This window comes from Pseudomonas sp. WMBT8, from assembly GCF_050916005.1.
GTDB lineage: Bacteria > Pseudomonadota > Gammaproteobacteria > Pseudomonadales > Pseudomonadaceae > Aquipseudomonas.
The window spans coordinates 3,902,922-3,924,228 of sequence record NZ_CP188096.1 but is presented as its reverse complement, the minus strand read 5'-3'; the positions used below and the strand labels follow the sequence as shown (position 1 = coordinate 3,924,228).

Genomic DNA, 21,307 nt, shown 5'->3' with positions numbered 1-21,307 from the left:
TGTCTGGATTCGTTTTATAGGGACGACGTGCCTTTGTGCTTCCTGCCTATTGCTCCGGATCCCAAGAAATGAACGCTGAAGACTCCTTGAAACTTGCTCGCCGGTTTATCGGGTTGCCCCTGGAAAAACGCCAGATGTTCCTCCAGGCGCTGCAAAAGGAAGGGATCGATTTTTCGCGTTTTCCGATTCCGGCCCAGGTCGAGTCCGAGGACCGTCAGGCGTTGTCCTACGCCCAGCAGCGCATGTGGTTTCTCTGGCAACTGGATCCGGCCAGCGCCGCCTACAACCTGCCGGGAGCGGTGCGCCTCAAGGGCCGTTTGAGCCTGTCAGCCATCGAGCAGGCGTTTGCCAGCCTGGTCGCACGCCATGAAACCCTGCGCACGGTGTTCCAGCGCCAGGCCGATGAGCGCCTGTTGCAAGTGCCCTGCAAACCGGCGCTGGCGATTGAGCCATTGGACCTTGGCAACTTGCCACTGGCCGAGCGCGAACAGGCCGTGATGGCCGCCGCTACCGCACAATCGCTGCAGCCCTTTGACCTGGCCACGGGCCCACTGCTGCGTGTGCAATTGCTCAGGCTTGCCGAGCAGGAGCATGTGTTGCTGTTGACCCTGCATCACATCGTCTCGGACGGCTGGTCGATGAACGTGCTGATCGACGAGTTCATCCGCTGCTATGACGCCTTTGAGCGCAACCAGGCGCCGCAACTGCCGGCCCTGCCGATCCAGTACAGCGACTATGCCCTGTGGCAGCGTCGCTGGCTCGAAGCCGGGGAGCAGGCGCGGCAACTGGATTACTGGCGCGAGCAGCTGGGCGATGAGCACCCGGTACTGGAGTTGCCCCTGGACTTTGCGCGCCCAGCCGTGGCCAGTCATCAGGGCCAACGCTATGAGTTCGCGGTGCCGGCGCCGCTGGCTGAGGGCGCGCGCTTGCTGGCGCGCCAGCAGAATGTGTCGTTGTTCACCGTGCTGCTGGCTGCATTCAAGATCCTGCTGTTTCGCTACACCGGCCAGACCGACCTGCGGGTGGGCGTGCCGATTGCCAACCGGCATCGCGGTGAAACCGAGGGTTTGATCGGCCTGTTCGTAAACACTCAAGTGATGGCCGCGCACGTCGATGGGCAGGCGCGGGCCAGTGACTTATTGCAGGTGCTCAAGGACGTGGTCAGCGGCGCCCAGGCCCATCAGGACCTGCCGTTCGAACGCCTGGTCGAAGCCCTCAAGCCGGAGCGCAGCCTGAGCCACACGCCGCTGTTCCAGGTGCTGTACAACCATCAGCCGCAGGTGGCTGATCTTGAGGCGCTGGTGCTGGAATCCGGCCTGTCCTTGAGCCTGGTGGAGTGGCAAAGCCGCACCACCCAATTCGACCTGAGCCTCGACACCTGGGAGCAGGGCGGCACCCTGCGGGCCGCACTGACCTTCGCCACCGACCTGTTCACGCCCGCCACCATCGAACGCATGGCCCGCCACTGGAGCCACTTGCTCGCTGGCATGGTCGACAACGTGCAGCAGCGCGTGGCCGAACTGCCGATGCTCGACGCTGCGCACTACCAGCAGCAGATCCATGACTGGAACGCCACAGCTTCTGAGTACCCGCAAGAGCGCAGCATCCATCGACTGATCGCCGAGCAGGTCGAGCGTCAACCGGATGCCCTGGCCCTGACCTACGGCGCCAAGACCCTGAGCTATCGCCAACTGGACGGCCAGGCCAATCAACTGGCGCATCAGCTGATCGAGCTGGGCGTGGGCCCTGAAGTGCGGGTCGGCGTGGCCATGCAGCGTTCCGACGCGTTGATCGTCGCCTTGCTCGGGGTGCTCAAGGCCGGCGGCGCCTATGTGCCGCTGGACCCGGATTACCCCGCCGACCGCGTGGCCTACATGCTCGAAGACAGTCGCGCCCAGGTGCTGCTGACCGAGGCCGAGTTGCTCGCCGACTTGCCCCAGACTCAGGCCCGGGTGCTACTGATGGATCAACTGGCCGGCTATCCGCTGACAGCACCGGTCACCGCCGTGGCGCCCAATAATCTGGCCTACGTGATCTACACCTCCGGCTCCACCGGCAAGCCCAAAGGCGTGGCGATTGCCCATGGCAACGTACTGGCGCTGATCCACTGGTCGCAGCAGGTGTACAGCCGCGAAGATATCCAGGGCGTGCTGGCCTCGACCTCAGTGTGTTTTGACCTGTCGGTGTGGGAAATCTTCGTCACCCTGGCCAACGGCGGCTCGCTGATCCTCGCGCGCAATGCCCTGGGACTGCCCGACCTGCCGGCCCGCGACCAGGTGCGCCTGATCAACACCGTGCCGTCGGCGATCAATGCCTTGCAGCGCGCCGGGCAGATCCCCGAGAGCGTGCGCATCATTAACCTGGCCGGCGAGCCGCTCAAGCAATCCCTGGTGGACCGCCTCTACCAGCAGGCGTCGATCAAGCAGGTCTATGACCTGTATGGCCCGTCCGAAGACACCACCTATTCCACCTGGACGCCACGCGAAGCCTTGGGCCAGCCGAGTATTGGCCGACCGTTGAGCAACACCCAGGCCTACCTCCTCGACGCCGACCTGCAGCCCGTACCTACCGGGGCCGCTGCCGAGCTGCACCTGGCCGGCGCCGGGATCACCCGTGGCTATCTGGGCAAGGCAGCCTTGACCGCCGAAAAGTACGTGCCCAATCCTTTTTCCACCACCGGCGAGCGCCTGTACCGTACCGGCGACCTGACCCGCTATCGCGCCGATGGGGTGATCGAGTACGTCGGGCGTATCGACCATCAGGTGAAGATCCGTGGCCTGCGCATTGAGCTGGGGGAAATCGAGGCCCGTCTGCTCAGCCACCCACAGGTCAAGGAAGCGCTGGTGATTGCCCAGGATGGCCGCTTGCTGGTGGCCTATGTGGTACCGGCGACGATGCCTGAAGACCAGGGTGCGTTTGAGCAGACCCTGCGCGCGCATCTGGCCGAAACCCTGCCGCAATACATGCTGCCGACGGTAACCATGGCCTTGGCGCAATTCCCCGTGACCCCCAACGGCAAGCTGGACCGCAAGGCCTTGCCACGGGCCGGCGAGGCCAAGGTACAGGTCTTCAGCGCACCACAGGAGCCTCGGCAATTGCTGCTGGCCGGGATCTGGCAGGACATTCTTGGCCAGCCGCAGATTGGCCTGGATGACAATTTTTTCGAGCTGGGCGGCGACTCCATCGTCTCGATCCAGGTGGTCAGCCGCGCCCGCCAGGCCGGCTTGCAACTGGCGCCCAGCGACCTGTTCCGCCACCAGACCCTGCGCAGCCTGGCCGCCGCCGCCCGTGAAGTGTCGACACTGGCCATCGAGCAAGGCCCGGCCCAAGGCCCGGTGCTGCTGACCCCGGTGCAGCGATGGTTCTTTGCCCAGGACATTCCCGCCCGCCAGCACTGGAACCAATCGCTGCTGCTCACCCCGCGCCAGCCGATACAGGTCGCCGCACTGACCGCTGCGTTGCAGGCGTTGGTGGTACAACACGATGCCTTGCGCCTGCGTTTCGTCGAGGGTGGGCAGGGCTGGGAGCAAGCGCATGCGCAATCCACGACGGTGGAGCTATGGCAGCGCCAGGCCGCCAGCGTCGAGGCATTGCGCGAGCAGTGTGATCTGGCCCAGGCCAGCCTGGACCTGCAACACGGCCCGTTGATGCGGGCCTTGCTGGTGGACATGGCCGATGGCAGCCAGCGCCTGTTGTTGGTGCTGCATCACCTGGTGGTGGATGGGGTGTCCTGGCGTGTGCTGCTGGAAGACTTGCAGCGCGACTACGCCCAGGGCCTGGCCGGCGCACCGCTGACCACGCCGCACAAGACCAGTGCCTACCAGCAGTGGGCCGCGCGCCTGGACGACTACAGCCGCAGCCCGGCGCTGCTGGCCGAGTTAGCGTACTGGCGCGGGCAGTTGCAGGGCGCTGCCAGCGACTTGCCACGGGATAATCCCCACGGCCGGCAAACCCAGGCGGTGGCTGAACACATCCGCCTGCGCCTGGACCGTGAACACACCCGGCAACTGCTGCAACAGGCGCCGGCGGCCTACCGCACCCAGGTCAACGACCTGCTGCTGGCCGCCCTGGCCCGCACGATCTGCCAATGGACCGGCCACCCCTCGGCGCTGATCCAGCTCGAAGGCCATGGTCGCGAAGAGCTGTTCGATGATATCGACCTGACCCGCACCCTCGGCTGGTTCACCAGCCTCTACCCGCTGCGCCTGACCCCTGGCAACGAGGCGGGCGCGACCCTCAAGGCGATCAAGGAGCAATTGCGCCAGGTGCCCCGCAAAGGCATTGGCTACGGCGTGCTGCGCTACGGTGCTGCGGCTCAAGAGCTGGCGGCGCTGGCCCAGCCACGGATCACCTTCAACTACCTGGGGCAGTTCGACCAGCAGTTTGGCGATGATGCGCTGTTCGTACCGGCCAGCGAAGGCGGCGGCCAGGCCCAGAGCCCGGAGGCGCCCCTGGCCAACTGGCTGAGCGTGGAAGGGCGGGTGTACGCCGGCGAGCTGGAACTGGACTGGAGTTTCAGTGGCGAAGTCTACCGTCGCGAGACCATCCAGGCCCTGGTGGATCATTGCGCCCGGACCTTGCACGAGCTGATCGCACACTGCCTTGACCCGCAGCAGGGCGGGGCCACGCCTTCGGACTTCCCGCTGGTCAGCCTCGACCAGGCACAACTGGAAGGCCTGGGCTTGCCCCTGACGCAGATCGAGGACCTCTATCCGCTGTCGCCCATGCAGCAGGGCATGCTGTTCCACAGTGCCTACGATGCCGGGGCTGGCGCCTATATCAACCAACTGCGCCTGACCATCGATGGCCTGGACGTGGAGCGGTTTGGCCAATGCTGGCAAGCGGTGCTAGAGCGCCACGAAGTACTGCGGGCGCGGTTTGTCTGGGAAGGCCAGGCGCAGGCGTTGCAAGCGATCCAGCGTGCGGTGCAACTGCCGCTGACGGTGCTCGACGTCGCCCCCGACGACCTTGACCAACTGGCCCTTGAACAGCGTGAACAAGGTTTCGATCTGCACCAGGCGCCGTTGTTGCGCCTGGTGTTGGTGCCACTGGCGGCTCAGCGCTATGAACTGATCTACACCAGCCATCACATCCTGATGGACGGCTGGAGCAACGCGCAGTTGCTGGGCGAAGTCCTGCAACGTTACGCCGGGCAGGTGCCGGCGCCGGTCACCGGGCGCTATGCCGACTATGTGGGCTGGCTGCTGGCCCAGGACCCCCAGGCCAGCGAGCAATTCTGGAGCGCGCAACTGCAAGCACTGGCCGCGCCGACCCTGCTGGCCAACGCTCTGCCGACGCCGCGCGGGGGCAGCGGTCAGGCCAGTCACCACCTGCTGCTGGACGCCAGCACCACCGCGCGGCTGGGGGAGTTCGCGCGGCACCACAAGGTCACTTTCAACACCCTGCTGCAAGCGGCATGGGCGATTTTGCTGCAACGGTATTGCGGCCAGCCGAGCGTGGCCTTTGGCGCCACGGTGGCCGGGCGTCCGGCCCATTTGCCGGGGATTGAGCAGCAGGTCGGGCTGTTTATCAATACGTTGCCGATTATTTGCAGCCCGGAGGCCACCCAGAGCGTCGCCAGTTGGTTGCAACAGGTGCAGGCGCACAGTGTGGTCCTGCGCGAGCACGAGCACACACCGCTGTACGACATCCAGCGCTGGGCCGGGCAGCCGGGCAGTGCACTGTTCGACACCTTGCTGGTGTTCGAAAACTACCCGGTGTCCCAGGCGCTGCAAGCCGGCGCACCGGCCGGCTTGAGCTTCAGCGGGCTGCACAACCACGAGCAGACCAGCTATCCGCTGACCCTGGGCATCGAGTTGGGTGAAACCCTGAGCCTGGACTTCAGCTATGCCCGGACCGCCTTCAGCCCGCAGCAAATACACACTATCGGCGCGAGCCTGTTGCAACTGCTTGAGCAGTTTGTCGAGGCGCACGGCCAGGTACTGGGCAACCTGAGCCTGCGCGCTCCGGCCCTGGAGCAGGCGGCGGTGCAGCCGGCCGTCGACCCGTTGCTGGCGCACCAGCGTATCGAGCGCCGCGCTACGGCGACCCCGGATGCCCTGGCCTTGATCAGCGGTGACGAGCGCTGGACCTATGCCGAGCTCAATCAGCGCGCCAACCGCCTGGCCCATCGCTTGCGCGAGCAGGGTGTAGTGCCCGGCCAGCGCGTCGGGCTGGCGGTGCGTCGCGGTGGGGCGATGATTGCCAGCCTGCTGGCGATCCTCAAGGCCGGCGCCGCCTATGTGCCGTTGGACCCTGATTACCCGGCCCAACGCCTGGCCTACATGATTGATGACAGCGCCATGGATCTGCTGCTGCGCCAGCCCGGCGTGCTCGACGACGCCCTGGCCGATGCACGCGTGCCGTGCCTGCTGCTCGACGGATCGGAGCGCGACTATCCGTGCACCAACCTCGCCAACCTGGCGCTGGCCGAGCACCTGGCCTACGTGATCTACACCTCCGGCTCCACCGGGCAGCCCAAGGGGGTGTCCATCGCCCATGGCGCGCTGCGCGAGTTCTGCACGATAGCCGCCGAGTACTCGCAACTCACCCCTCAGGAGCGGGTGCTGCAATTCGCCACATTCAGCTTCGACGGGTTTGTCGAGCAATGCTTCCCGCCGCTGTGCGAAGGCGCCTGCCTGGTGCTGCGCGGTGACGACACCTGGGACACCGTGACCCTGTACGAGCAGATCATCGAGCACGGCGTGACCCTGGCCGACTTGCCGGCGGCGTACTGGTTCCTGCTGGCCCAGGACTGGGCCGCCGACCCGCAGCGCAGTCGCGGGCAACTGCGCCAGGTGCATGTGGGGGGCGAGGCGATGTCGGTGGAAGGGCTCAAGCTCTGGCACGCCGCAGGCCTAGGCGGCGTGCGCTTGCTCAACACCTATGGCCCGACCGAAGCCACGGTGGTGTCCAGCACCCACCTGTGCCAACTGATGGATGCCGACGCGGCCAATGGTGTGCCGATTGGCCGTGCCTTGCCGGGTCGGGCGCTGTATGTGCTCGATCGCGACGCCAACCCACTGCCCGATGACGTGGTCGGTGAGTTGTGCATCGCCGCTTGCGAGGGCTTGGCCCAGGGTTATCACCAGCGTGCGGCACTGACTGCCGAGCGTTTCATTCCCGACCCATTCGCCGCCGTGGCCGGCAGCCGCGTGTACCGCAGTGGCGACCTGGCGCGACGCGACGCGGCGGGGGTGGTGCATTACTGTGGGCGGATCGACCACCAGGTGAAGATCCGTGGTTTCCGTATCGAACTCGGCGAAATCGAATCGCGCCTGTTGCAACAGCCCGGTGTACGTGACGCGGTAGTCCTGGCCCATCAGGGCGCGAGCGCGCAGCAACTGGTGGCCTATATCGTGCCGGCGCAGGCCGAGCCTGGGTTGCGCGAGCGCCTCAAGGCCAGTCTCAAGACGAACATGCCGGACTACATGGTGCCGACCTACTGGATGCTGCTCGACCACTTGCCGCTGACCCCCAACGGCAAGCTCGACCGCAAGGCCCTGCCCAAGCCGGACGCCAGCCTGTTGCAGCAGGACTATGTGGCGCCGGTCACCGCCGTGCAGCAGCAACTGGCGGCTATCTGGCAAGCAGTGTTGAACCTGCCGCGGGTGGGGCTTGGGGACAACTTCTTCGAGCTGGGCGGTGATTCGATCCTGTCCATGCAGGTGGTCAGTCGAGCCCGTCAGGCGGGGCTGCACTTCACTGCCAAGGCGTTGTTCGAGCAGCAGACCATTCAAGGCCTGGCCAGTGTCACCCGCAGTGGCGATGGCCTGCCGAGCATCGACCAGGGTCCGGTGGTCGGTGGCATGCCGTTGCTGGCGGTGCAGCAGGTGTTTTTCGACGAGGATATTCCCCAGCGCCAACACTGGAACCAGTCCGTACTGTTGACACCCCGCCAGCCCCTGGATGGGGCGCGACTTGCCCAGGCCTTGCAGGTGCTGGTCGCCCATCACGATGCGCTGCGCCTGAACTTCCAGCACGACGGTGCGCAGTGGCTCGCCAGCCACGGCGCGGCGTCAACCCAGGAGCTGCTCTGGCAGCACCGGGTCAATCACGACGCCGAGCTTCAGGCGCTGGCCGACCAGGCCCAGGCCAGCCTGGACCTGCAACAAGGTCCGCTGCTGCGCGCGGTGTTGTTCGACAAGGCTGATGGCAGCCAGCGCCTGCTGGTGATCATCCATCACCTGGTGGTCGACGGCGTGTCCTGGCGCGTCCTCCTGCAAGACCTGCAGGACGCTTACCGCCAGCCCACCGTGAGCTTGCCGGCCAAGACCACCGCGTTCAAAACCTGGGCCGAGCAACTGCAAGGTCTTGCCCGCAGTCCCGCGCTACACACCGAGGTTGCGTTCTGGCAAGCACTGCACGGCACCGACAACCACCTGCCGGGCGCCAGGGTGGACGCCAGCCTGCGCAGCCGCGACGGCATTACGCTGGATACGCGCCTGGACGCCGACCTGACCCGGCGCCTGTTGCAGGACGCACCAGCGGCCTATCGCACCCAGGTCAATGACCTGCTGCTGACGGCATTGGCGCGGGTCATCACGCGCTGGACCGGGCGCCGTGAAGTGTTGATCCAGCTCGAAGGCCATGGCCGTGAAGAGCTGTTCGACCACCTGGACCTGACCCGCACCGTGGGTTGGTTCACCAGCCTGTTCCCGGTACGCCTGGTGCCCGCCGAGGCGCTGGACGATTCGATCAAGCAGGTCAAGGAGCAACTGCGCGCCATCCCCAATCGGGGCGTGGGTTTTGGCGCCTTGCGTTACCTGGGCGACGCATCGGTGCGGCACACCCTGGCGGCACTGCCGGTGCCGCGTATCACCTTCAACTACCTGGGCCAGTTCGACAGTAGCCTTGAAGGCGAGCACACCGCACTGTTCGTACCCAGTGGCGAACGTGCCGGGCTTGAGCAGCACCCGGACGCGCCGCTGGGCAACTGGCTGACCCTTAACGGGCAGGTGTTCGACGGCGAGTTGTGCCTGGGCTGGACCTTCAGCCAGCAGATGTTCGACGCCGCCACCATCCAGGCACTGGCCGACGTCCTGGCCTCGGAGCTCAAGGCGCTGATTGAACACTGCACGAGCGCCGGCCATCACGGCGTGACCCCGTCGGACTTCCCGCTGGCGGCGTTGACCCAGGTGCAAGTGGATACCCTGGCCGACGCCTGCGACGCCATCGAGGATATTTATCCGCTGTCGGCCATGCAGCAGGGCATGTTGTTCCATAGCCTGCTGGAGCAAGGCGGCGAGTATGTCAACCAGATGCAGGTCAGCATCGACGGCCTCGATCCCGAACGCTTCCGGGCGGCGTGGCAGGCAGCGGTCGATGCTCATCCTATCCTGCGCACCGCCTTTACCTGGCAGGGTGGTTTGCCGCAACCGGTGCAGGTGGTGCACAAGCGGCTTGAAGTGCCGTTCAGCGTGCTCGACTGGCGTGAACGCAGCGACCAGCCACAGGCGCTGCAAGCGCTGGCCGCCGCCGAGCTGGCCCAGGGTTTTGACCTGAACCAGCCCGGGTTGTTGCGCCTGGTGCTGGTGCGCCTGGACGCGCGTCGTTGCGAATTGTTGTACACCCACCACCACATCCTGATGGATGGCTGGAGCAACTCCCAGCTGTTGGGCGAGGTGCTGCAACGCTATGACGGCCAGGTGCCGACGCCGTCGGTGGGGCGCTATCGCGATTACATCGCCTGGCTGCAACGCCAGGATCAGCAGGCTGGCCAACAGTTCTGGCGCGCCAACCTGGCGGCACTGGAAGAGCCGACTCTGCTGGCCCAGGCGGTCAGCGACCCGGCGCAGGCGCTGGCCGGTGGTCATGGCGATCATTACCTGACGCTGGATGTGACGCAAACCCGCCGCCTGGGCGAGTTTGCCCGCCAGCAGAAAGTCACCCCCAACACCCTGGTGCAGGCCGCATGGCTGTTGCTGTTGCAGCGTTACACCGGGCAGGACAGCGTAGCCTTTGGCGCCACGGTCGCCGGTCGCCCGGCTGACCTGGCGGGTATCGAGCAGCAGGTTGGCCTGTTCATCAACACTTTGCCGGTGATTGCCAGCCCGCGTGCCGAGCACACGGTCAGCCAATGGCTGCACGCCGTACAGGAGCAAAACCTGGCCCTGCGCGAGCATGAGCACACGCCGTTGTTCGATATCCAACGCTGGGCCGGGCACAGTGGTGACGCGCTGTTCGACAGCCTGCTGGTATTTGAAAACTACCCGGTGGCCGCAACCCTCAAGCGTGGCGCACCCCAGGGGCTGGTGTTCGGTGAGGTGCGCAGTGTCGAGCAGACCAACTATCCGTTGAGCCTGCTGGTCAGCCTGGGGGAAACCCTGACCGTGCATGTGCGCTTCATCCACGCCCATTTCAGCGTGGGCACCATCGATGAACTCAGCGAGCATTTCAGCCGCCTGCTGTTGGGCATGCTCGATCAGCCCGAACTGGCGCTGGGTGACTTGTCGATGCAAGGTGCGGCCCGTCAACGACAGGTGGTTGCGCAATGGAATCCACCGGCGGTCGATTACCCGCGCGAGCAGTGCATTCATCAATTGTTCGAAGCCCAGGCCAAGCGGGCCCCCGAGGCCGTCGCGCTGGTGTTTGGCCAACAGTCGCTGACCTATGCCGAGCTTAATCAGCAGGCCAACCAACTGGCGCATCGGTTGCTGGCCGAAGGTGTCGGGCCGGATCGTCTGGTGGGGATTGCGGTGGAGCGCGGCTTGCCGATGATCATCAGCCTGCTGGCGATCCTCAAGGCCGGTGGCGCCTACGTGCCGCTGGACCCGGCTTACCCGGCCGATCGCCTGGCGTACATGATGCAAGACAGCGGCCTGAGGTTATTGATTACCCAGGCGCCGCTGCTTGGTTCGCTACCGATTCCGGGCGGCGTGCAGGCGCTGGTGCTGGAGGGCGAGGCGGGCTGGTTCGCCGGTTACCCGAGCCACAACCCACCGGCGTCGGCCGGGCCGGACAACCTGGCCTATGCGATCTACACCTCCGGTTCCACCGGCAAGCCCAAAGGCGTGATGGTGCCCCATGGCGCCCTCGGCAATTTCATTGCGAGCATGGCCCGCGAGCCGGGGCTTGCGGCGGGTGAACGGATCCTCTCGCTGACCACGTTCTCGTTCGATATCTTCGGCCTGGAGATCTACCTGCCGCTGACTGTCGGCGCCTGTGCGGTGCTGGTGGACAAAGACACCACCCTCGATCCGGACGCGATCCTCAGCACCGTCGCGAGCCAGCGCGTCAACACCCTGCAAGCCACGCCCTCGACCTGGCGCATGTTGCTCGACAGCCCGCAGGTGGCGGCGTTGCAGGGTTGTACCTTGCTCTGCGGTGGCGAAGCCCTGGCCGACGAACTGGCGGCACGCATGCTCGCCCTCGGCGGCGCGGTGTGGAACCTCTATGGCCCGACCGAGACCACCATCTGGTCGGCAGCCCACCGCCTCGACGGCCAGCCATGGCTGGGGCGGCCAATCGATAACACCGCGTTGTACATCCTCAGCCAGGACGGTGCGTTGGCCCCGGTCGGCGTGCCCGGCGAGTTGTTGATCGGCGGCGATGGCCTGGCGCGCGGCTACTTCCAGCGTCCAGGCCTGACTGCCGAGCGCTTCTTGCCCGACCCATTCGGTGCGCCCGGCCAGCGCCTGTATCGCACCGGCGACCTGGCGCGCTACCGCGCCGAAGGGGTGATCGAATACCTCGGGCGCCTGGACCACCAGGTGAAAATCCGTGGTTTTCGCATCGAACTGGGGGAAATCGAGGCGCGCATCCAGGCCCAGGACGCTGTGCGGGAAGCGGCGGTGCTGGCCCTGGACGGACCCAGCGGGCCGCAACTGGTGGGCTATGTGGTGCTCGCCGAACCTAGCGATAGCCCCGAACGGCACGCGGCGTTGCGCGAGTCGATCAAGGCCGGCCTCAAGCAGCATCTGGCCGACTACATGGTCCCGGCGCACCTGGTGTTTGTCACGCAGATGCCCCTGACCCCCAACGGCAAGCTGGACCGCAAGGCCTTGCCGGCGCCGGACGTCAGCCAAATGCAGCGGGCCTATGTGGCACCGGCCTCGCCGCTCGAGCAGCAACTGGCCGAAATCTGGCAGCAAGTGCTCAAGGTCGAGCGTATCGGGCTTGGCGACAACTTCTTCGACCTGGGCGGGCACTCCCTGCAGGTGGTGGTGATGCTGTCTCGCGTGCGCGCGGTGCTTGGGGTGGACGTGGCGGTGAAGGACTTTTATGCCCAGGACAGCCTTGGGGCGTTGGCCAAAACCCTGGCCGACGCGGCCCAGGGCGATGGCCTGGCCGATGACTTTGACCTGATCTTCGATGCCCTCGATGAGCTGGAGCAGGAAAACCTGGAGGAAAGCAATGCTTAACAAAACTGCGGAACTGGTGGCGCGCATCAAGGATTTGAGCGCACCCAAGCGCGCGCAACTGTTCAGCAAGCTGGAACAACAGGGGGTCAATGTCGCGCGTTTCCCGATTGTGCCGGCCAGCGAGACCGGGCCCCAGGCCCTGTCGTATGCCCAGCAGCGGCAATGGTTCCTCTGGCAGTTCGACCCCCTGGGCAGTGCCTACAACATCTGCGCGGCCCTGCGTTTGAAGGGCGAGTTGGATGTCGAGGCGCTGCAATGCAGCCTGTCGCAGGTGCTGGCGCGTCATGAAGGGCTGCGCGCCGGGTTTGTGCAAGAGGATGAGCGGGTGCTGTGCATCATTCGGCCGATTGACGCGCTGGAACTTGCGGTACAGGACGCTGCGGCGGGCGACCCCGAGTCTGTCATCAAGGCGTTTGTCCAGGTGCAGAGCAGCCAGCCGTTCGATCTGGAACACGATCTGTTATTGCGTGCCGCAGTGTTGCGCCTGGCGGACGATGAGCATGTGCTGGTGCTGACGTTGCACCACATCGTCACCGATGGCTGGTCGATGCAGATCATGATCGATGAGCTACTGGCGCTGTACATCGCCCAGGTTACGGGCACGCCATGCGCGTTGCCGGCGCCGGTCATCCAGTACGCCGACTATGCCGCCTGGCAGCGGCAATGGCTGGAGGCCGGGGAAGGGCGCCGGCAGTTGGATTACTGGCGTGGCAGACTGGGCACAGAGCATGTCCTGCTTGAACTGCCGGTGGATCGCCCGCGCCTGGGGCCGCCGGACCAGCAGGGTGCGACGCTGCCGCTGGCGTTGGACCGCGCCCTGAGCGATGGCCTCAAGGGCCTGGCGCAGCAGCAAGGGGTGAGCCCGTTCATGTTGCTGCTGGCGTCGTTCCAGGTGCTGTTGCACCGTTACAGCGGCCAGTCGGATATCCGCGTCGGCGTGCCCACCGCCAACCGCAACCGCGCCGAGACGGAGCGGGTCATCGGCTTTTTCGTCAACACCCAGGTGATGCAGGCCACGCTCGACAGCCAGCAGCCGTTTGCGGACTTTGTGCAGACCGTCAAGGCCGCCGCCCACGAGGCCCAGACCTGGCAGGACCTGCCGTTCGAGCAGTTGGTGGAGGCGCTGCAACCCGAGCGCAACAGCCTGCACACGCCGTTGTTCCAGGTCATGTTCAACCACCAGATGGAAGCTGGCCGGTTTGCCGATGGCCAGCCCCTGGGCGGGTTGCTGTGCACCCCGGTCGACTCGGAAAACCGCAGTGCGCCGTTTGACCTGACTCTCAATACCTTCGACGGGCCCGATGGCTTGTCGGCGGCTCTCACCTATGCCACCGACATCTTTGACGCCTCGACTGTCGAGCGCCTGGCGCGGCACTGGCAGGCCTTGTTGCAGGGCATGCTCGATGACCCCTGCCAGCGCATTGGCCAACTACCGATGCTTACCGCCGCCGAACAACGCCTGGCACTGCAAAGCTGGAACAGCAGCACCGCCGACTACCCTCGCCACAGCGCCATCCATCAGTTGATCGAGGCCCAGGCCACCCGTACTCCGGACGCTGTGGCGTTGGTGTTTGATACACAGTCGTTGACCTTTGCCCAGCTCAACCAGCAGGCCAACCGCCTGGCCCATCGTTTGATCGAAGCCGGCGTGGGCCCGGATGTGCTGGTGGGCATCGCGGTGCAGCGCAGCGTCGACCTGGTGCTCGGGCTGCTGGCGATTCTCAAGGCTGGTGGTGCCTACATCCCGCTGGATCCGGCGTATCCCGAGGATCGCCTGGCCTACATGATGCAAGACAGCGGCCTGGCCCTGCTGCTGACCCAGGCGCCGTTGCTCGCGCGCTTGCCGATCCCGGCCGGGGTCAGTGCGCTGGTCCTGGACCAGCCGGGTGCGTGGCTCGATGGCTACAGCTGCGAAAACCCACTGCCACGCAGCACCGCCGAACACCTGGCCTACGTGATCTACACCTCCGGCTCCACCGGCAAGCCCAAAGGCGTGATGGTGCGCCATGGTGCGCTGACCAACTTTGTGTGCAGCATGGCCCGCCAGCCGGGGTTGCACGCCCAGGACCGGTTGCTGTCGCTGACCACCTTCTCGTTCGATATTTTCGGCCTGGAAATCTACGGGCCGCTGCTGGTCGGCGCGACCCTGGTGCTGACCGGGCAGGACATCAACCTCGACCCGCAAGCCTTGCTGGCCCTGGTCAAGCAGCAGCGCATCAGCGTGTTGCAGGCCACGCCTTCCACGTGGCGCATGCTGCTCGATCACCCCCAGGCCGAGGCCCTCAAGGGCTGCAAGCTGCTGTGCGGCGGTGAGGCGCTGCCCCTGGAGCTGGCGACCCGACTTTTGGCGCTCTCGCCCCAGGTGTGGAACCTCTACGGGCCGACCGAAACCACCATCTGGTCGGCGCAGTACCCACTCACGCCAACCCAGCCACAGCCGTGGCTCGGCGGGCCGATTGCCAATACCAGCCTGTATATCCTCGACGATAACCTGGCGCCGGTGCCGGTCGGGGTCGCCGGCGAATTGTTGATTGGCGGCGACGGCCTGGCGCGAGGTTATTTCCAGCGCCCGGCACTCACCGCCGAACGCTTCTTGCCTGACCCATTTGGTGCGCCCGGCGCGCGCCTGTATCGCACCGGCGACCTGGCGCGCTACCGCGCGGACGGGGTGATCGAGTACATCGGTCGCGTGGACCATCAGGTGAAAATCCGTGGGTTGCGGATCGAACTGGGGGAAATCGAAGCGCGGCTGTTGGAGCAACCGCCAGTGCGCGAAGCCGCCGTGGTGGTGCGGGACGTCGCTGGCCATCCGCAGTTGGTGGCGTACGTGGTTGCCGTGCAAGCGGTGAGCGATGAGCAGGCGCTGCGTGAGGCGTGCAAGCGTCAGCTCAAGGGCGACCTGCCGGAGTACATGGTGCCCAGCCATTGGGTCTTCCTCGACAGCCTGCCGCTGACTCCCAACGGCAAACTCGACCGCAAAGTGTTGCCGGCGCCGGATGCCAGCGCCCTGCAGCAACACTACATCGCGCCGCGCAACGCCCTGGAGCAGCAGATCGCCGAGGTCTGGCAGCAGGTGCTGGGCCTGGCGCAAGTGGGGGTGAGCGACAACTTCTTCGAGCTCGGCGGGCACTCGCTGCTGGCCACCCAGGTGATCGCGCGACTCAAGCAAACCCTGGCCAGCAACCCAGGCTTGCGTGACCTGTTCAACGCCCCGGTGCTGGAAGATTTTGCCGCATTGCTGGCAAGCCGTTCGGCTGTGCAGCCGGCGCAAATCGCCTTGCACGCCCATGGCCCGCGCAGCACTGCGCCCTTGTCCCTGGCCCAGCGGCGCTTGTGGGTGGCCGAGCAGTTCTCGGCCGGCAACGGCGCGTATGGCATGCCCTTGGCGTTGCGCTTGCGTGGCGAAGTCTCGCTGGCGTTGTTGATCGCAAGCCTCAAGTGCGTGGTGCAACGCCATGAGGTGCTGCGTACCGCCTATGTCGCCGACGATGACGGCGATCCACTGGCGGTGATCGCGCCTGAAGTGAATGTGGACTTCGCCGTGGTCGACCTGTCGCACCTGGACCGTATCGAACAGGAAGCCCAGGTCGCCCAGGCCACACTGGACAATACCCGGCGCCCGATCAACCTGGCGCAGGCGCCGTTGTTCCGTGGGCAGATCCTGCGCCTGGGCGCCCATGAACATGTGCTGCTGTATTCGATGCACCACATCATCTCCGATGGCTGGTCGATGGCGGTGCTGGTGGGTGAACTGGTGCAGCACTACGCTGCGCTCAAGCTGGGGCGTGGCATCGATCTGCCGCCGCTGGCGGTGCAATACAGTGACTACGCCCAATGGCAGTTGGAGTTGGAACAGGCCGGGGTGTTGCAGCAACAGGCCGGCTACTGGAAGGACGCCCTGGCCGGTCACCCTGGGCAACTGCTGCTACCGACAGACTTTGCGCGGCCGCCGATGCCGTCCTTCGAGGGCTCCAGCGAGTCATTCAGCGTGCCGCCGGCGTTGGGCGAGGCACTGAAAAGCCTGTCCGCACGCCAGGGTGTCACGCCTTACACCACGTTGTTGGCCGCATTCCAGGTGTTGCTGCATCGCCTCGCCGCCAGCGACGACCTGCTGGTGGGCGCCGATGTGGCGGGGCGTCAGCATGCCGAGCTGGAAGGCCTGATTGGTTTCTTCGTCAACATCCTGCCCCTGCGCTCGCGCTTCGACGCCCGGGCGCGGTTCAGCGATTTCCTCGCCGCGGCCCGGGAAACCTCCCTGAGTGCCTTCGAACACCAGGACCTGCCCCTGGACATGATCGCCGAAGCCAGCAACGTGCCGCGCCACAAGGGTTTCAACCCCTTGGTGCAAGTGCTGTTCGTGATGAACAACCTGCCGGTGCACAGCGCGGGCCTGGCGGACATTGCGGTGGAAATGGTGCCCAGCCTGGGCGGTTATTCCAAGTTCGATATGGCGCTGTTTATCGACGAAGACCACGGCCAGTGGCAGGGCACCTGGCAGTACGCCAATGACTTATTCAAACAAGAGCGCATCACCGAACTTGTGAGCGCCTGGATGGGAATTCTTCAACAGATTGTCATGGATCCAGACATCCGATTAGGGGACATCATCATGCCGTCGAATACCGCTGTTGCTCCTGCCGCACCTGCCAGCCCGAAGGCCGACAAGCTGGGCAAGTTCCTCAAGAAACCATCTAGCCCGGTGGCCAGGGCCCCGCTGCCGGCGATGCGTGAATCGCTGTTGAACGCCGACCAGGTGTTCCCGTTGCTGATGGAACCCAACGACCCGGGGCTCGACCTGGTGACCTGGGTCCAGGCCAATCGCGCCCTGGTCGAAGAGAAGCTCGCGCGGCATGCGGGGATCCTGTTCCGTGGCTTCGCCATGCGTGACATCCACGACTTCGAGGCCTTTGCGGAAGCCGTCCAGCCGGGCCTGTATGGCCAGTACGGCGACTTGCCGAAGAAAGAGGGCGGCAAGAACACCTATCGCTCCACGCCTTACCCGGAAAAGAAAATGATCCTGTTCCATAACGAGAGCTCGCACCAGGATCGTTGGCCGCGCAAGCAGCTGTTTTTCTGTGAGCAACCGTCGCCCGTGGGCGGGGCCACGCCGGTGGTCGATTGCCGGCAGATGTACCTGCGTTTGCCGCAAGCGTTGCGCGATACCTTCGAAAGCAAGGGCCTGCTGTATGTGCGCACCTTTGCCGACAAGCTCGACGTGTCCTGGCAGCATTTTTTCAAGACCGAAGACCGCGCCCAGGTCGAGCAGCGTTGCGCGCTGGCTGGCATCCAGTGGACCTGGCTGGACAACGACGAACTGCAGATCCGCACCCCGTGCCCGGCGATCATCACCCACCCGGGCACCGGCGAGAAAACCTTCTTCAACCAGGTGCAACTGCACCATATCTACTGCCTGGACCCCGATGTGCGCGACGACTTGCTGGGCCTGTTCGGCCCCGAGCGGATGCCGCGCCACGTGTACTACGGCGACGGCAGCCCGATTGAAGACGCGGTGATGCAGCAACTGGGCGAACTCTACGAGGCCTGTGCGGTGCGCTTTGACTGGCGCAAGGGCGATGTGATCCTGCTGGACAACATGCTCGCCGCCCACGCCCGCGACCCCTTTGAAGGCCCACGCAAAATCGTCGTGGCCATGGGCGAAATGATCGAACGGCGCGACCTGGAAACGGTAGTGCCCTCCACACGTATGCAAACTGAAGGGACTGACGCATGAGTACGCTTAACGATGCAGGCCTGGCGCTGCTCGCCGAACAGCAGCAGCGGGTGCTGGACGCCCAGGGCGGCGCGAGCTGGGGCGACATTGCGCACCTGCTGTCTATCCAGATCAGCGGCGCGCTCGATGTGCCACGGCTGCAAGCGGCGTTTAGTGGATTGCGCCAGCGTCACACAGCGCTCGCGGCGCGTTTGGCGACCGCGCCCGGTTACCGTGGCCTGCGGCAGTTCTTTGATGCCGGGGCGGCGAATGGGGCACTGGCGGTGGATGAGTCCAGTAACACCGCGCAGGTCCTGGCGCTGTGGTGTCAGCGCCCGGTGAGCTTGGCGTCCGGAGTGTTTTTTGAGGGCCTGTTGCAGCGTATCGACACGCAGCACTGGCAACTGACCCTGGGCCTGGCGGGTTTTATCGGCGACCAGGCCAGCCTGGAAATTCTCTATCAAGACCTGTGCACAGCCTATGAGCAGGGCAGTTGCAGCGTGGACGAGGAACTGGGGCAGTTTGCCCAGTACCTGGAATGGCACGCAGAAGTGGTGCTTGACGAAGACGCGGATACCGCCAAGGCCTATTGGCAAACCTACCTGGCGGGCGCTGGCGCGCTGGCGCCGGACTTGCCGGGCCGCTACGCCAATACCGTGCAGGGCAAGGCCGTTGGGCAGTCCCTGAGTACCGACCTTGACCCGCGCGTGTTGGCGCGCCTGGGCCAGTTGGCGACCCAGCACGGCACCCAGGTGACCACGCTCTTGCAAGCCGCCTGGTGGGTGCTGCTGGCGCGGATCAGCGGGCGCGAAGGGTTTGTCGCAGGCCTGCGGCATGACGCGCGCGCGGACTATGAGTTCTTCGCGCCGACCGTGGGCCTGTTGCAAAGAACCCTGGCGCTGCACCTCGACCTGGCGCCGACGGCCTCGTTCAGCAGCGTCCTGGCGCAGTTGGCGGGGGTGCTGGACAGCCATGGCACCTGGCAGGAATATGCGCCGCTCGACGCTGGCCTGCCGCTGACCCATGGCTTTGGCGTGCGCCGCCAGCCGGCAGCGCGCGCAGTGGGGGCATGCACTTGGAGTGGCGCCTACAGTGCTGATCTGCGGCCGCTGTTTGAACTGGCGCTGAATGTCGATGTGGAGGAGGGCGGCGCGGTTACCGGGCTGTCGCTGGACTATGCCGCCGCCGTGTACAGCCAGGCATCGATGCACACGCTGCTGGCGCAGTATCAAGTGCTGCTGGCCAGTGTGCTGGAGCAGCCGGACGCGGCCATCGCTACCTTGAGCCTGTTGGGGGAAGCGGAGCGCCAACGCTTGCTGGCATTCAATCCTGCGACCCAAGTGCTGGAAGAGCGGGTGCTGTTGCCCGAGCATATTCTCAATTGGGCCGAAATCACCCCGGATGCGCTGGCGTTGGTGGCGGGTGGGCAATCGTTGAGCTATGCCGGGCTGGACGCCGGTGTGCGCCAACTGGCCGGCCGTCTGCGCCAGCACGGCGTTACTGCGGGCGGTATCGTCGCCCTGGCGTTGCCGCGCGGCGTGGCCCAGGTGCTGACCATTCTTGCCACCTGGCGCACAGGGGCCGCCTACCTGCCGCTGGACCCCAGCTGGCCCGCGGCCCGCCAGGCCCAACTGGTGGCGCAGGCCGGCGCGCAACTGCTGGTCACCCAGGGCGCGGCGCCGGATGGATTGGGCTGTGCGGTGCTGGATCTCGATCAACCGGTGCAGCAGCCGTTGCCGGAAGGGCCGAGCGCGAACCTGCAAGGCCAGGACGCGGCCTATGTGCTGTTTACCTCCGGCACCACCGGTGTACCCAAGGGCGTGGTGGTTGAGCATCGGCAATTGCTCAACTATGTCGCGGGTGTCAGCGGTGAGCTGGACCTGGCCGCCTGCCGGCACTTCGCTCAGGGCTCAACCGTCGCCGCAGACCTGGGCAATACCAGCCTGTTTGGCGCGTTGTACAACGGCGCCACCTTGCATATCGCTGATGAAGCCACGATGCAGGATCCGCAGGCGTTTGCAGCGTTTATCCAGACCCAGGGCATCGACTGTCTGAAAATCGTCCCGTCCCATCTTGCGGCCTTGCTCGAAGCACCGCAGCCGACAGTACCGGCGACCCTGATCCTCGGCGGCGAGGCCATCGGCCAGGGGTTGGTGGCGCGCATCTTCAACCTGCGCGCCGATTGCCGCCTGTTCAATCACTACGGCCCCACCGAAACCACCGTCGGCGTCGCCGTGCATGGGATCAGCCCGGACGACTTGCAGCAGATGGCGATTGCCCTGACTCGGGTGCTGCCAAACAACCAGTTGTACATCCTCAACGAGGACCAGCAACTGGTGGCCAGCGGTGAACTGGGTGAGCTGTATATCGGCGGCCAGCAATTGTGCCGAGGCTACCTGAATGACCCGGTGCAGACCGATGCCGCGTTTATCAGCAGTCCGTTCGCCCCTGGCGAGCGCCTGTACCGTAGCGGCGACCTGGCCCGTTACCTGCCCCAAGGCGGTATCGCCCTGTATGGCCGGCGCGACCACCAGGTGAAGGTGCGCGGGTTCCGTATCGAACTGGCAGAGATCGAACAACACCTGCTGCGTGCCCCAGGAGTGAGTGAAGCCGTGGTGCTGCTGGCGCAGGATGAGCCGGTAGCCTTTGTACTGCCGAGCCAGGACGCGCCAGCGCACTGGCTGCAAACCCTCAAGCAGCACATGGCCGAGCACTTGCCGGCGGTGATGGTGCCGCGTCAGTACCAAGTGGTGCAGCACATGCCCCGCCTGGGCAATGGCAAAGTCGATCGCCAGGCCTTGCAGCGCCTGGAGCCCATCGATGAAGACGACAACTTCGCCGAACCCCAGGACGCCCTTGAAGCCTTGCTGGCCAGCCGCATGGCCCAGTTGCTGGGCCGTGACCGCCTGGGCCGCGACCGCGACTTTTTTGCCGCCGGCGGCCATTCGCTGCTGGTGATCAAGCTGGTGGCGGGGATTCGCAAACTGCTGCACTGCGAAGTCCATCCCGGCATCGTGTTCGACCACCCAAGCCCCGGCGAGCTGGCCCAGGCCCTGCGCGCCCAGGAAGACAGCCCTGGCCAACTGGAAAAACTGGCCCAGGCACGTTTGCGCCTGGATGCATTGAGCCCAGAGGAGAAGGCCGCGTTACTGGAGAAGGCGCGCCAACAGGCGGCAGTGCAGAGCTGAGACGGTTGCGGGCGCTGGCGGTCAGTCAGCGCCCGCACGTTTTATGC

General features: G+C 65.5%; 3 protein-coding genes. All 3 read left to right on the top strand.

Translation table 11 applies throughout. The annotated features are described in order from the left end of the window. The first annotated feature begins 68 nt into the window (after positions 1-68). The 3 genes from ACO77H_RS17660 to ACO77H_RS17650 are packed head-to-tail and all read left to right on the top strand — an operon-like array spanning position 69 to position 21,260. Positions 69-12,362, top strand: coding sequence for a non-ribosomal peptide synthase/polyketide synthase (locus ACO77H_RS17660; RefSeq protein ID WP_432754376.1), 12,294 nt, complete (start codon positions 69-71; stop codon positions 12,360-12,362). Continuing rightward, on the top strand, positions 12,355-18,093 hold the full coding sequence (locus tag ACO77H_RS17655) for an amino acid adenylation domain-containing protein (protein WP_432754375.1): 5,739 nt from the start codon (positions 12,355-12,357) through the stop codon (positions 18,091-18,093). The genes ACO77H_RS17660 and ACO77H_RS17655 overlap by 8 nt, the downstream gene beginning before the upstream one ends. Next, positions 18,090-21,260, top strand: coding sequence for a non-ribosomal peptide synthetase (locus tag ACO77H_RS17650; RefSeq protein ID WP_432754374.1), 3,171 nt, complete (start codon positions 18,090-18,092; stop codon positions 21,258-21,260). Before ACO77H_RS17655 ends, ACO77H_RS17650 begins: the two co-directional genes overlap by 4 nt. Positions 21,261-21,307: the final 47 nt, after the last annotated feature.

Excerpts from the sequence above, each read along its gene's own strand:
- ACO77H_RS17660 (WP_432754376.1), top strand. The coding sequence starts at position 69 with ATGAACGCTGAAGACTCCTTGAAACTTGCTCGCCGGTTTATCGGGTTG.
- ACO77H_RS17655 (WP_432754375.1), top strand. The coding sequence starts at position 12,355 with ATGCTTAACAAAACTGCGGAACTGGTGGCGCGCATCAAGGATTTGAGC.
- ACO77H_RS17650 (WP_432754374.1), top strand. The coding sequence starts at position 18,090 with ATGAGTACGCTTAACGATGCAGGCCTGGCGCTGCTCGCCGAACAGCAG.